A 13,683-nucleotide genomic window follows, 5' to 3' on the forward strand; every position below is an offset into this window, starting at 1 on the left:
GTATCGGCGGGCGGTAAGTTGACCGCGATCCGTTTGGCGGACCTGCGGCGTGCTGGAAGGAAAGTGATATGAGCAAAGTCAGCGGCAGCAACGGCGGCGACTCTAAGAATACACTCTATTGTTCATTCTGCGGCAAGAGCCAGCACGAAGTCCGGAAACTCATTGCCGGACCGACGGTATTCATCTGCGATGAATGCGTCGAATTGTGCATGGACATCATCCGCGAGGAGAACAAGACGTCGATGGTGAAGTCGCGCGAGGGTGTTCCAACCCCGCAGGACATCATCAAGATCCTCGACGAATACGTCATCGGCCAGAAGCAGGCGAAAAAGATCCTGTCGGTGGCCGTTCACAACCATTACAAGCGCCTCGCGCACGCCTCCAAGAATGGCGATGTCGAGCTTGCGAAGTCGAACATCATGCTCGTCGGTCCGACGGGTTGCGGCAAGACCTATCTTGCCCAGACGCTCGCCCGCATCATCGACGTTCCCTTCACGATGGCAGACGCAACGACGCTGACCGAAGCCGGTTATGTCGGCGAGGACGTGGAAAACATCATCCTCAAGCTGTTGCAGGCTGCGGATTACAATGTTGAGCGCGCCCAGCGCGGCATCGTCTATATCGACGAAGTCGACAAGATCTCCCGCAAGTCGGATAACCCGTCGATCACGCGTGACGTGTCGGGCGAGGGCGTTCAGCAGGCGCTTCTGAAGATCATGGAAGGCACGGTCGCTTCCGTTCCGCCGCAGGGCGGCCGCAAGCATCCGCAGCAGGAATTCCTGCAGGTGGATACGACCAACATCCTGTTCATCTGCGGCGGCGCGTTTGCCGGCCTGGACAAGATCATCTCGGCCAGGGGCGAAAAGACCTCGATTGGCTTCGGTGCGACCGTCAAGGCGGAAGACGATCGCCGCGTTGGCGAGGTGTTGCGCGAACTGGAGCCGGAAGATCTGGTGAAATTCGGTCTTATTCCGGAATTCATCGGCCGTCTGCCGGTTCTGGCGACGCTGGAGGACCTTGATGAGGATGCGCTGATCCAGATCCTGTCCGAGCCGAAGAACGCGCTGGTCAAGCAGTATCAGCGTCTGTTCGAGATGGAAGATGTGGAACTGACCTTCCACGAGGACGCGTTGCGCGAGATTGCCCGCCGGGCGATTACCCGCAAGACGGGTGCCCGCGGTCTGCGCTCGATCATGGAAAAGATCCTTCTGGATACCATGTTCGAACTGCCGACGCTGGAAGGCGTGCGCGAAGTGGTGATCTCCAACGATGTCGTCAGCGGCATCGCTCGCCCGCTCTACATCTATGCGGATCGTCAGGAAGAAAAGGCCAATGTTTCGGCTTGATTGACCGATCCGACGCTTTGATGAATTCAAAAGGCCCGCACTCGTGTGGGCCTTTTCTGTTGTGGCAGGTGCGAAACTTGCCGCTAACTTGGAGTAACCCGATTTTGCGTTTGGAGCGGATTGCGCTTTGCTGATAAAGTCTTAAAACTGATTTGCAGCGCGATATGACGGAAATGTGAATTACCGTCGGCGACCCGGTTCCTGATCCTGTGGGATAACCGGAAATGTCGGGAGTAATAGCCGGCGCTGTATTTGTTTGAATTTTACGGCCGTGCCGTTGCGCGGGGTCGTCTCTTCCGGTGACTTGAAATCGGCGTTCCGAAACTCCACTTTCAGTCTCGAGAAATGAATATGCCGGACGCCCCAAGACGTCAGGCAAAGTGTCCTGAAAGGGACCATGAAAGGAAATGATATGACGAACATCACGTCTGCGGCATCCGGCGGTATCTATCCGGTACTTCCCCTGCGCGACATTGTCGTTTTCCCGCATATGATCGTTCCCCTGTTCGTCGGGCGGGAAAAATCCATTCGCGCTCTCGAAGAGGTCATGGGCTCGGACAAGCAGATCATGCTTGTTACCCAGATCAACGCCAGCGATGACGATCCGTCCCCGGAAGCCATCCACAAGGTCGGCACGGTCGCTAACGTTCTCCAGCTGCTGAAGCTGCCTGACGGCACCGTGAAGGTGCTTGTGGAAGGCAAGGGTCGCGCCCAGATCGAGGCCTATACAGACCGCGAGGATTTCTACGAAGCGTCTGCGACGCCGCTGCAGGAGCCTGCGGAAGACCCGGTTGAGATCGAGGCGCTGTCGCGTTCCGTTGTTTCGGAGTTCGAGAGCTATGTGAAGCTCAACAAGAAGATTTCGCCCGAGGTTGTCGGCGCTGCCGGCCAGATCGACGATTATTCGAAGCTGGCCGACACTGTTGCGTCGCACCTGTCGATCAAGATCACCGAAAAGCAGGAAATGCTGGAAACCGTCAGCGTGAAGCAGCGGCTTGAAAAAGCGCTCGGCTTCATGGAAGGCGAAATTTCCGTGCTTCAGGTCGAGAAGCGTATCCGCTCGCGCGTCAAGCGCCAGATGGAGAAGACGCAGCGCGAATATTATCTGAACGAACAGATGAAGGCGATCCAGAAGGAGCTCGGCGACGGCGAGGATGGCCGTGACGAGATGGCCGAACTGGAAGAGCGCATTGCCAAGACCAAGCTTTCCAAGGAGGCCAAGGATAAGGCCGAGGCGGAAATGAAGAAGCTTCGCCAGATGAGCCCGATGTCTGCGGAAGCGACTGTCGTGCGCAACTATCTGGACTGGCTGCTCAGCCTGCCCTGGGGCAAGAAGTCGAAGGTCAAGGTTGATCTCAACAGCGCCGAGGCGGTCCTCGATCAGGATCATTTCGGTCTGGACAAAGTCAAGGAACGCATCGTTGAATATCTGGCCGTGCAGGCTCGCGCTTCGAAGATCCGTGGCCCGATCCTGTGCCTCGTCGGTCCTCCCGGCGTCGGCAAGACTTCGCTCGCCAAGTCGATCGCCAAGGCGACCGGCCGCGAATATGTGCGTATGGCGCTGGGTGGTGTGCGTGATGAGGCGGAAATCCGCGGTCATCGCCGTACCTATATCGGCTCCATGCCGGGCAAGATCGTTCAGTCGATGAAGAAGGCCAAGAAGTCCAATCCGCTCTTCCTGCTCGACGAGATCGACAAGATGGGCATGGATTTCCGTGGCGATCCGTCTTCCGCACTGCTGGAGGTGCTCGATCCGGAACAGAACTCCACCTTCATGGACCACTATCTTGAAGTGGAATACGACCTGTCCGACGTGATGTTCGTGACCACGGCCAACACGCTGAATATTCCAGGTCCCCTGATGGACCGTATGGAAGTGATCCGCATCGCCGGTTACACGGAGGACGAAAAGCGCGAAATCGCCAAGCGTCACCTGCTGCCGAAGGCGATCAAGGAACATGCCCTGCGTCCGGAAGAGTTCTCGGTGAGCGACGACGCTCTGATGATCGTGATCCAGCAGTACACCCGCGAGGCGGGCGTGCGCAGCTTCGAGCGCGAGTTGATGAAGCTTGCGCGAAAGGCCGTGACCGAGATCATCAAGGGCAAGGTCAAGTCCGTGGAAGTCACCGCAGCCAATGTCCCGGATTATCTGGGCGTTCCGCGGTTCCGCCACGGCGAGGCCGAGCGTGAGGATCAGGTTGGTGTCGTCACCGGTCTGGCATGGACGGAAGTCGGCGGTGAGTTGCTCACCATCGAAGGCGTGATGATGCCGGGCAAGGGCCGCATGACGGTCACCGGCAACCTCAAGGAAGTGATGAAGGAATCCATTTCGGCAGCGGCATCCTATGTCCGCTCGCGCGCCGTGGACTTCGGCATCGAACCGCCGCGTTTCGACAAGAGCGACATCCACGTTCACGTTCCGGAAGGGGCTACCCCGAAGGATGGACCGTCTGCCGGTGTCGCCATGGCAACCGCCATCGTCTCCATCATGACCGGTATCCCGGTCTCCAAGGATGTGGCGATGACGGGCGAGATCACACTTCGTGGTCGCGTGCTGCCAATCGGCGGCCTGAAGGAAAAGCTGCTTGCGGCGCTTCGCGGCGGCATCAAGAAGGTGCTCATCCCGGAAGAAAACGCCAAGGACCTGGCGGATATTCCTGATAATGTGAAGAACGAGATGGAGATCATCCCGGTTTCTCGCATGGGTGAGGTCATCAAGCACGCGCTGCTTCGCATGCCCGAGCCAATCGAGTGGGACGGCAGCATCGAAACGCCTGTTATCGCAACTGTCGACGGTGTCGACGAGGGCGGACAGACGATCGCACATTGATTGCCAAGTGGTTGTGAAAGCCAGAATCGGTTTTCGCGACACCTGTGCGTAGATTCAATGTGTTAGATGCCGAAAGGCGCGATGCTTCTTTGATGCTCGCAGAACTGGTGCGAAATTGGCACGTTTAAGGGAAAGGCCGGCAGAAATGTCGGCCTTTTTTGTGAAAAACCCCGCAGACCCCTTGTTTTTCAGGCGATTCCAGCGCTTTTGAGTTGCTGCGCGCGGATACAGACGTATTCTGCGCCGGCTTAATTTGAGTCGTTTCAAACCATTGAAAGGGGTGGAAACATGAACAAGAACGAGCTCGTCTCTGCTGTTGCCGAAAAGGCTGGTCTCACGAAGGCAGATGCTGCTTCCGCTGTTGATGCCGTATTCGAAACCGTACAGAACGAACTGAAGAGCGGTGGCGACATCCGTCTCGCTGGCTTCGGCAGCTTCTCCGTAAGCCGTCGTGAAGCCTCCAAGGGTCGTAACCCTTCCACGGGTGCTGAAGTCGATATCCCGGCTCGCAACGTACCGAAGTTTTCCGCAGGCAAGGGCCTGAAGGACGCCGTCAACTCGTAAGGTTTCCGAAAGGCCGTGACGTCCGGCGGCGGGCGGGCGGCTTTTCAGGTTCACGAGGAAACATGTTTTGACGCCCTGACGCCATCATGCCGGCACGTAAACCGGGCGGCTTTTCGAAATGCTTTTTCGGATAGCCCTTTTTTCGAACCGGCAAGATGTACTTGAAAGTAGGAGAGCGCGCCTGTGTAGCCTCCATCCGGTCACACGGCGCTCTGATACGCGGAATGTGCGCACGAACAGGAAAGCCCGGCCTTCATGGTCGGGCTTTTTGATTCCTCCGACAGGAAATGTCATGCCGCTGTCATGTCTCTGACGCAGAAGCCATAGGGTGTTTTTTTGGATCCAAGGGGGATTTATAATGGCGTTCCGACTTTCTCAGATGGCTTTGACTGCTGCTCTGCTCGCGTCCGCGGCCTTTCCGGCTGCTGCCGAGCCGGTTTTCAACCGCATCGCATCTTTCCCGGTCGTAAAGAACTTGCCAGCGGACAAGGACGCGAAGGCCGTCACTTCAGCTGAAATCGTAACCGCCAGCGAAGACGGTAAGACGCTGATCTATTCGGACAGCCCGCTTGGCGGCATTGGTTTCGTTGACATCACCGATGCGAAGGCACCCAAGGCTGGCGGCGCGTTGCTGCTGGAAGGCGAACCGACCTCTGTTGCCGTTGCTGGCGCCAAGGTTCTGGCCGGTGTCAACACGTCCGAAAACCGAGCCAAGCCGTCCGGCAAGCTGGTGACGGTCGATATCGCCACCAAGAAGATCGAAGCGAGCTGCGATCTCGGCGGCCAGCCCGATTCTGTCGCAATTTCCCCGGACAAGACCTTCGCCGCCATCGCGATCGAAAACGAACGCGATGAAGAGGTGAACGAGGGCGCCCTGCCACAGATGCCGGCCGGTTATCTGGTGACGGTCGGTCTGAAAAACGGCGTTGCCGACTGCGCGACGCTGAAGAAGATCGACGTGACCGGCCTTGCCGAAATCTCCCCGGAAGATCCGGAGCCGGAATTCGTCTCGATCAATGCCAATGGCGAGATCGCGCTCACGCTGCAGGAAAACAACCACATCGTCATCATCGACGGCAAGACCGGTACGGTAAAGACGCATTTCTCCGCTGGCACGGTTGATCTGGAAGGCGTCGACACGAAGACGGACGGCCAGATCAAGTTCACCGACAAGCAGGAAGGCCGCAAGCGTGAGCCAGATGCCGTGAAGTGGCTGGACAATGACCGAATCGTCATCGCCAATGAGGGTGACTGGCAGGGCGGCGCGCGCGGCTTCACCATTTTCGACAAGACCGGCAAGCTTCTTTATGAAGCCGGTGCCACCCTTGAGCACGCCGCCGCCAGCATCGGCCACTATCCGGAAAAGCGTTCAAAGGCCAAGGGCATCGAGCCGGAAGGTCTGGAGGCGGCAACCTTCGATGGCCAGAAGTACTTCTTCGTTCTTGCCGAGCGCGCGTCTCTCGCTGCGGTCTACAAGGATACGGGCGGCACACCGGAACTGGTCCAGCTTCTGCCCTCGGGCATTTCGCCTGAAGGCGCCGTCGCCATTCCGTCGCGCAATCTCCTCGTCACTGCCAACGAAGCCGATCTCGTCGAAGATGGCGGCGCTCGCTCGCATGTCATGATCTATGAACGTGCAGAAGGCCAGATTGCCTACCCGCAGCTCGCTTCCGCCACCGTTGACGGCACACCGATCGGCTGGGGCGCTCTCTCCGGTCTGGTGGGCGATGCTGAAAAGCCTGGCATCCTCTATGCCGTGTCCGACTCGGTCTATGGAAACCAGCCGTCGATCTACACCATCGACGCAACGAAGAAGCCCGCCACCATAACCAGCGCCCTGCGCATCAAGCGCGACGGTATCGCAGCCCAGAAACTCGACATCGAAGGCATTACGCTTGACGGTAAGGGCGGCTTCTGGCTGGCCTCGGAAGGTGACAGTGCCAAGCTAGTGCCCCACGCACTCTACAATGTCAGCGCCAAGGGCGAGATCAAGGCTGAGATCGCTCTGCCGAAGGAATTGCTGGCTGGCGAAACCCGCTTCGGTTTCGAAGGCGTGACCATGATCGGCAAGGGCGACGACGCGACGCTGTGGATGGCCGTACAGCGCGAATGGGGCACGGACGAGAAGGGTTTCGTCAAGCTCGTCTCCTACAATCCGAAGTCCAAGGAATGGGGCGCCGTGCGTTACCCGCTCGACAAGACCGAGGCAGGCTGGGTCGGCCTTTCTGAAATCACCGCACAGGGCGACTATGTCTATATCGTCGAGCGCGACAATCAGGTCGGTGACAAGGCAAAGATCAAGAAGCTTTACCGCGTCGCGATCGCTGACCTGAAGCCGGGCAAAATCGGTGGCGAACTGCCGCTGGTGGCCAAGCAGGAAGCACATGATTTCCTGCCGGACCTCAAGGCCCAGACGAATGGCTATACCGTTGACAAGCTGGAAGGCTTCACCTTCGACAAGGCAGGAACGGCCTATATCGTCACTGACAATGACGGCGTCGACGGATCTTCCGGCGAAACGCTGTTCTTTACCGTCGATCTAAAGGCGATCAACTGATCGGTCCGAATAGAATCGCAAATGAGAAAAGCCGGGCATAGCCCGGCTTTTTTGTGCGGCGGAAGAAACCCCGATCTGGGGAATGCCGATTCCCCACGATGAGTCGCACACCAGCCGTTAAAACCGGCATGGTCGCGTCGCTATCGCATAATCGAGGGTGTTATCCGGAGGATTTCCATGAATGTGCAGTGGACCAGATCGCTAGAGATCACCGCCCCATGGAATTCTTGCTTCTGGGAGTGCTGTCTTTTTCCGAGTCCTGCTGGACCCAGCGGAAAAAAATATAAACAGGCAGCGCAATAAGCGCGAGTGTTACAAACGCGTCGACCGACATGGTTTCATCCATCATTTATACCGTTCATCATGAAACGGCTCGAAAACAATGCATGAAATCTCTTTAAAAAGTCTGAATCTGCTTATTTTTCGGGATGTTGCGGGGTGGCACACCTATAGGAGCCGGCCTGTATGAATGTGGAACAGGAGTGCCGATCTGGCATAGACTCACGCCGGAAAAGCCGCTCCCCCAGCCCAAGGCCGCGGCCGTCTACAGAATCGGGGGCAGGGGCCGTGATTCCCGATGCAGGAAGTTTACGGTAAAACGCACCGACATCCGAAAGAGCTTCGGCTTGGTAATGCGCACAATTTGAAGAAGCTGGAAAATGGTGGGCGATGAGAGACTCGAACTCCCGACATCCTCGGTGTAAACGAGGCGCTCTACCAACTGAGCTAATCGCCCTTCGCGTCCTGCAGATCGTGTCTGCCGCGTCGGTGGCCGTGATGTATTCGGATCGGAAAAAAACCGCAAGGGCTTTTGTGAAGTTTTTTTGTTTTTTTTCCGGACAGCTTTGCCCATTGGCAGAGGTGATCGGCAAAAAGCCGGGAACTGCGGGCTTTTCGATAAAAACAACGCCCGGCCTTTACCTTTGGCGGTATGCTGGAATCGCGTTACGGACGCCCCGGCTGTGGACAAGTTTTTTGTTTTTGTTGGGAAAAGCCCGGAAAACAAGGCATTCGCCGCAATGCCGGTCAAAGGCCTTTCAGTTTTTTCCGATCAAAATGAAGAAGCTTATTCTTTTGTCGTGAAACCTGCTTGACACCCCCGCACGAACGCCGTAGTTAGCCGCTCAACGAACAGCCGAGGCTGGTTCGTACGGCGAGACTAAGGTCTTGTCGGTCAGGATAAGCGGGTGTAGCTCAGTTGGTTAGAGTGCCGGCCTGTCACGCCGGAGGTCGCGGGTTCGAGCCCCGTCACTCGCGCCATCCTGTTCCTCGGAAAAAACGCAGACGAATGTCTGTGGAGCGCGGGTGTAGCTCAGTCGGTTAGAGTGCCGGCCTGTCACGCCGGAGGTCGCGGGTTCGAGCCCCGTCACTCGCGCCATTTCTTTCACCGAAATGACACTCCCAAACGAAGCAAGCAGGCATCGTCCTGCCATATCGGCAATGGCGATTTCAGCGCCTGTTTCCGGCATTCGCGAGCGCGGTTTTTCCTGCTGTTTTTAGTCAAGTTTCGATATCGAGAGATCGTCACTTCGCTGCCATTTTGACGTAAAATTCGTGTGACTTTTTTGCGGTTGCGTCGTTCAATCGATTATTATTGTATTTGAGGGGCTTAGCCCGGAATTGTGGCCCAAATTTGCGTCAATTCCGGCAATATTGTTGCCAATCAATGCGGCAGGTGTCTTGAAATGGTGCCTAAACTCTTGCAGAGAGAGCGCGGCTGCGCTAACCACTTTGGCGTTGCAACATATTTGTGCGCCTTTAGACTTTCAGTCGCAAAGGCAGGTCCGGCACCCGGCCGGACAGGGAAGAGACCATGACTGAACTCCTCAGTTCCTATATTCCGATCGCAATCTTTATCGGTATCGCTCTTGTCATTGGCCTGGCGCTTCTCATCGCGCCTTTCGCTGTCGCTTATAAGGCGCCGGACCCGGAAAAGCTCTCCGCTTTCGAGTGCGGTTTCAATGCCTTCGACGACGCCCGCATGAAGTTCGATATCCGGTTTTATCTGGTGTCCATTCTCTTCATCATCTTCGACCTGGAAGTCGCCTTCCTGTTCCCCTGGGCTGTGTCCTTCGGTGATATGGGCTGGTTCGGTTTCTGGTCTATGATGGTGTTCCTCGCCGTTCTCACCATCGGCTTTATCTATGAGTGGAAGAAGGGAGCGCTGGAATGGGCATGAGCCAGAACAACAGCACGCTCGTTGCACCGCAGCCGAAGGGGATCATCGATCCCGCGACCGGCAAGCCTGTCGGCAGCAACGATGCCTACTTCACGGAAATCAACGACGAGCTGGCCGACAAGGGCTTTCTCGTCACCTCGACCGACGAGCTGATCACGTGGGCGCGTACCGGCTCCCTGATGTGGATGCAGTTCGGTCTTGCCTGCTGCGCCGTCGAGGGTCTGATGCAGGCTTCCGGCCCGCGTTACGACATGGAGCGCTTCGGTGTCGCCCCGCGCGCCTCGCCGCGCCAGTCGGACGTCATGATCGTCGCGGGAACGCTGACCAACAAGATGGCGCCGGCACTGCGCAAGGTCTATGACCAGATGCCTGAGCCGCGTTACGTCATCTCCATGGGCTCCTGCGCCAATGGCGGCGGCTATTACCATTATTCCTACGCCGTCGTGCGCGGCTGCGACCGAGTCGTCCCGGTGGATATCTACGTTCCGGGCTGTCCCCCCACGGCGGAGGCGCTGCTTTACGGCGTGCTTCTGCTGCAGAAGAAGATCCGGCGTACCGGTACCATCGAGCGCTAAGGGCAAAGGACGGATTAAGGAATGAGCGAAGCTCTAAACGATCTTGCTGCTTACGTTAAGGAAGCGCGTGGTTCCCTCGTGGTTTCGGCCGATATCGCCTATGGCGAGCTGACGCTGAACACGACGACGGAAAGCGTTATCGCGCTTTTGACGTTCCTGCGTGACGATGTGCAGTGCGGTTTCGTCAACATCATCGATATCTGCGGCGTCGACTGGCCGCAGCGCGAGAAGCGTTTCGACGTTGTCTATCACCTCTTGTCGCCGCGCCAGAATCTGCGCGTGCGCATCAAGCTGCAGGTGGCGGAAGACGAGGGCGTTCCCTCGGCAACCTCCGTTTACATGGGTGCAGACTGGTTCGAGCGTGAAGCCTGGGATATGTACGGCATTCCTTTCGAAGGCCATGCGGATCTTCGCCGAATCCTCACCGATTACGGTTTCGAAGGTCATCCGCTGCGCAAGGATTTTCCGGTTACCGGCTTTGTGGAAGTACGCTACGATGACGTTCTGAAGCGGGTTCTCTATGAGCCGGTCGAACTGAAGCAGGAATTCCGCAATTTCGATTTCCTCTCTCCCTGGGAGGGGACTGACTATGTTCTCCCGGGTGACGAAAAGGCCAAGCAATGAGCGAAGCCCCCGCGACAGAGCACGGACAATGTCTTTGCGGCGCCGTTGGCTTCAATGCCAGCATCGGCGCCCGCGAATTCGGCGTTTGCCATTGCTCGATGTGCCGCCGCTGGTCCGGCGGAACATTTCTGGCTGTCGAATGCGCTGACGTCGCCATCGAGAACGAGGAACATTTCGGTGTTTATACCTCGTCGGAATGGGGCGAGCGCTGCTTCTGCAAGAATTGCGGCAGCACGCTGATGTGGCGCTCCAAGGATGGCAAGCATTTTGCCGTCTCGTTGCAGGCTTTCGACAACCCTTCCAGTTTCCATTTTGCGTCGCAGATTTTCACGGATGAGAAGCCTTCGAGCTATTCTTTCGCGCAAACCACGCAGAACATGACCGGCCCCGAATTCATCGCCATGATCACCTCGGCGGAGCACTAGAATGACTGAGCATAACGTCCGCAATTTCACGATCAACTTCGGTCCGGAACATCCTTCCGCGCACGGCGTGCTGCGCCTGGTTCTGGAACTGGACGGCGAAATCGTCGAGCGCGTCGATCCGCATATCGGTCTTCTGCATCGCGGCACCGAAAAGCTGATCGAGACCAAGACCTACCTTCAGGCGGTGCCTTATTTCGACCGTCTCGACTACGTCGCGCCGATGAACCAGGAACACGCTTTCGCGCTCGCCGTCGAAAAGCTGCTGGGTCTCGAAATCCCGATGCGCGGCCAGCTGATCCGCGTGCTTTATTCGGAAATCGGCCGCATCCTGTCGCACATCATGAACGTGACGACTCAGGCCATGGACGTCGGCGCAATGACGCCGCCTGTCTGGGGCTTCGAGGAACGTGAAAAGCTGATGGTCTTCTACGAGCGCGCCTGTGGCGCCCGCATGCACTCGGCCTATGTCCGTCCGGGCGGCGTGCATCAGGATCTGCCGCCGGAGCTGGTGGAAGATATCGGCAAATGGTGCGATCCCTTCATTACCGTTCTCGACAATATCGAAGGCCTGTTGACCGACAACCGCATCTACAAGCAGCGTAACGTCGATATCGGCGTCGTCTCGCTTGAAGACGCCTTTGCCTGGGGTTTCACGGGCGTCATGGTGCGCGGTTCGGGTGCTGCCTGGGATTTGCGTCGCGCGCAGCCCTACGAGTGCTATTCCGATCTGGAGTTCGATATCCCCGTCGGCAAGAACGGCGACTGCTATGACCGTTACCTGATCCGCATGCAGGAAATGCGCGAATCGGTGAAGATCATGAAGCAGTGCGTCGATCTTCTCTCCGGCAAGCACCGCATCGGCCCGGTCTCCTCGTTGGATGGCAAGGTGGTTCCGCCCAAGCGCGGCGAGATGAAGCGTTCGATGGAAGCTCTTATCCATCACTTCAAGCTCTATACCGAAGGCTATCACGTTCCGGCCGGCGAAGTTTACGCCGCCGTCGAAGCGCCGAAGGGTGAGTTCGGCGTCTACGTGGTCGCCGATGGTTCGAACAAGCCCTACCGCTGCAAGATCCGCGCGCCGGGTTATGCACATTTGCAGGCGATGGATTTCCTGTGCAAGGGCCATCAGCTTGCCGACGTTACAGCCGTGCTCGGCTCCCTCGACATCGTGTTCGGGGAGGTCGACCGCTGATGCGTCTGCCGCTGGCCATCTTGGCTTTTCTTGCTGCGATGTCGACCTCCGTTCTCGCCCAGACGGCGACGGACGAGGGGGGCGTGTCGCTATCAAGCAGCGGCGGTTCCACCATCAAGCAGCTTCTGTCTTCGGGATACGAGATCAAGGCCTCGGTTCCCAATGGCAGCAAGTTCATCGTGTTCATGCAGAAAGACAAGGCGGCTTATGCCTGCGAATTCGTCACGGTGGCGAGATCGCGTTGTGAGACGTTAAACTGAAAAGGCGTGAGGAAGTATGTCCGTTCGTCGACTAGCCGAAGATCAGTTCCAGCCCGTGGCATTTGCCTTTAACGCGGATAATACCGCATGGGCGGAAAAGACGATCCAGAAATATCCGGAGGGACGCCAGCAATCGGCGGTTATCCCGCTGCTTATGCGTGCGCAGGAGCAGGACGGCTGGGTTACCCGCGCCGCCATCGAAAAAATCGCCGATATGCTGGATATGGCCTATATCCGCGTCATGGAAGTGGCGACCTTCTACACCCAGTTCCAGCTGAAGCCGGTCGGCACACGCGCCCATGTTCAGGTTTGCGGCACCACGCCCTGCATGCTGCGCGGCTCCGAAGCGCTGATGGATGTCTGCCGCAAGAAAATCCATCACGATCCGCTGCACACCAACGAGAGCGGCACGCTGTCCTGGGAAGAAGTGGAATGTCAGGGCGCCTGCGTCAACGCGCCGATGGTCATCATCTTCAAGGATGCCTATGAGGATCTGACGCCCGAGCGCCTGGAAGAGATCATCGACACGTTCGAGGCAGGCAAGGGCGACACGGTCAAGACAGGTCCCCAGATCGACCGTCACCAGTCGGTGCCCGTTGGCGGCCTGACGACGCTGACGGAAGAGATCAAGCCAGATCGCTCCAATCTCGACAAGCCTGCGGAAGCTCCGGCGGAAGCAGCCCCCGTTCTTCCTTCGAATGCCGCCAAGCCGAAGACGGACGCACCGGAAACCGATCCGAAGCTGAAGACGCCTGCGAACGAGCCCAAGGCTGCTGCGGAAAACGCAAAGGCAGGGGAACAGCAATCGGCAGGCAAGGAAGCGACAGCATCCAGACCGTCGCTTGAGTCAGCCGACCGTCCGGCAGGCATTGAAAAGCCCGCTGCGCCCGATGACCTGAAACTCATTTCAGGCGTCGGCCCGAAGATCGAAGGCACGCTTAACGAGCTCGGCATCTTCACCTATGCGCAGATTGCCGGCTGGAAGAAGGCCGAGTGCGACTGGGTGGATGGTTATCTGAATTTCAAGGGCCGCATCGAACGCGATGAGTGGATCAAGCAGGCCGAGGCGCTCGCCAAGGGTGGCGAAGCCGAGTATATCAGGGTCTTCGGCAAGAAGCCGCGGTAAAGGGT

General features: G+C 57.7%; 13 protein-coding genes and 3 tRNA genes. 14 read left to right on the plus strand and 2 right to left on the minus strand.

What is annotated here, in order from left to right; all coding sequences use genetic code 11:
* The first annotated feature begins 68 nt into the window (after window positions 1-68).
* From clpX to ACQZ6D_RS01265, 4 genes are all read left to right on the plus strand, one after another.
* Window positions 69-1,346 carry an ATP-dependent Clp protease ATP-binding subunit ClpX gene (gene clpX, locus ACQZ6D_RS01250; protein WP_003512644.1) on the plus strand — a complete coding sequence of 426 codons (1,278 nt, stop codon included), beginning with the start codon at window positions 69-71 and terminating at the stop codon, window positions 1,344-1,346.
* Between the two features lie 412 nt (window positions 1,347-1,758).
* Window positions 1,759-4,176: an endopeptidase La gene (gene lon / locus ACQZ6D_RS01255; protein ID WP_003512645.1), complete on the plus strand. Its 2,418-nt coding sequence runs from the start codon at window positions 1,759-1,761 to the stop codon at window positions 4,174-4,176.
* Window positions 4,177-4,446: 270 nt separating this feature from the next.
* Window positions 4,447-4,740 (plus strand): DNA-binding protein HupB, encoded by a 294-nt coding sequence (hupB, locus tag ACQZ6D_RS01260; RefSeq protein WP_267884607.1) that lies wholly within the window; start codon window positions 4,447-4,449, stop codon window positions 4,738-4,740.
* A 358-nt stretch (window positions 4,741-5,098) separates the two neighbouring features.
* A complete protein-coding gene (locus tag ACQZ6D_RS01265) occupies window positions 5,099-7,297 on the plus strand; it encodes an esterase-like activity of phytase family protein (protein WP_448729580.1) in 2,199 nt (732 codons plus the stop codon).
* A gap of 208 nt (window positions 7,298-7,505) precedes the next feature.
* Here ACQZ6D_RS01265 and ACQZ6D_RS01270 read toward each other — a convergent pair whose 3' ends face one another.
* Window positions 7,506-7,646, minus strand: a complete 141-nt coding sequence (locus ACQZ6D_RS01270) for a hypothetical protein (protein WP_153793414.1) — start codon at window positions 7,644-7,646, stop codon at window positions 7,506-7,508.
* A gap of 311 nt (window positions 7,647-7,957) precedes the next feature.
* A tRNA-Val gene (locus ACQZ6D_RS01275) sits at window positions 7,958-8,033 on the minus strand.
* A 226-nt stretch (window positions 8,034-8,259) separates the two neighbouring features.
* Here ACQZ6D_RS01275 and ACQZ6D_RS01280 point away from each other — a divergent pair.
* The 10 genes from ACQZ6D_RS01280 (at window position 8,260) to ACQZ6D_RS01325 (ending at window position 13,678) form a co-directional block, all read left to right on the plus strand.
* Complete coding sequence (locus ACQZ6D_RS01280) at window positions 8,260-8,391, plus strand: hypothetical protein (protein ID WP_003512651.1); 132 nt, start codon at window positions 8,260-8,262, stop codon at window positions 8,389-8,391.
* Between the two features lie 89 nt (window positions 8,392-8,480).
* Window positions 8,481-8,557 (plus strand) — tRNA-Asp (locus tag ACQZ6D_RS01285).
* Window positions 8,558-8,598: 41 nt separating this feature from the next.
* A tRNA-Asp gene (locus tag ACQZ6D_RS01290) sits at window positions 8,599-8,675 on the plus strand.
* A 435-nt stretch (window positions 8,676-9,110) separates the two neighbouring features.
* Window positions 9,111-9,476, plus strand: a complete 366-nt coding sequence (locus tag ACQZ6D_RS01295) for an NADH-quinone oxidoreductase subunit A (RefSeq protein ID WP_003512653.1) — start codon at window positions 9,111-9,113, stop codon at window positions 9,474-9,476.
* Window positions 9,467-10,051 (plus strand): NuoB/complex I 20 kDa subunit family protein, encoded by a 585-nt coding sequence (locus ACQZ6D_RS01300; protein WP_003512655.1) that lies wholly within the window; start codon window positions 9,467-9,469, stop codon window positions 10,049-10,051. Before ACQZ6D_RS01295 ends, ACQZ6D_RS01300 begins: the two co-directional genes overlap by 10 nt.
* Window positions 10,052-10,072: 21 nt before the next feature.
* Complete coding sequence (locus ACQZ6D_RS01305) at window positions 10,073-10,675, plus strand: NADH-quinone oxidoreductase subunit C (RefSeq protein ID WP_003512657.1); 603 nt, start codon at window positions 10,073-10,075, stop codon at window positions 10,673-10,675.
* Complete coding sequence (locus tag ACQZ6D_RS01310) at window positions 10,672-11,100, plus strand: GFA family protein (RefSeq protein WP_038490727.1); 429 nt, start codon at window positions 10,672-10,674, stop codon at window positions 11,098-11,100. Before ACQZ6D_RS01305 ends, ACQZ6D_RS01310 begins: the two co-directional genes overlap by 4 nt.
* Window position 11,101: 1 nt before the next feature.
* Window positions 11,102-12,292: an NADH-quinone oxidoreductase subunit D gene (locus tag ACQZ6D_RS01315; protein WP_003512668.1), complete on the plus strand. Its 1,191-nt coding sequence runs from the start codon at window positions 11,102-11,104 to the stop codon at window positions 12,290-12,292.
* A complete protein-coding gene (locus tag ACQZ6D_RS01320) occupies window positions 12,292-12,552 on the plus strand; it encodes a hypothetical protein (protein ID WP_025593255.1) in 261 nt (86 codons plus the stop codon). The genes ACQZ6D_RS01315 and ACQZ6D_RS01320 overlap by 1 nt, the downstream gene beginning before the upstream one ends.
* 16 nt (window positions 12,553-12,568) lie before the next feature.
* Entirely contained in the window at window positions 12,569-13,678 is a 1,110-nt protein-coding gene (locus ACQZ6D_RS01325; RefSeq protein ID WP_019565474.1) for an NADH-quinone oxidoreductase subunit E, read from the plus strand.
* Window positions 13,679-13,683 lie beyond the last annotated feature (5 nt).

The organism is Agrobacterium sp. 22-3639C2 (genome assembly GCF_053522105.1).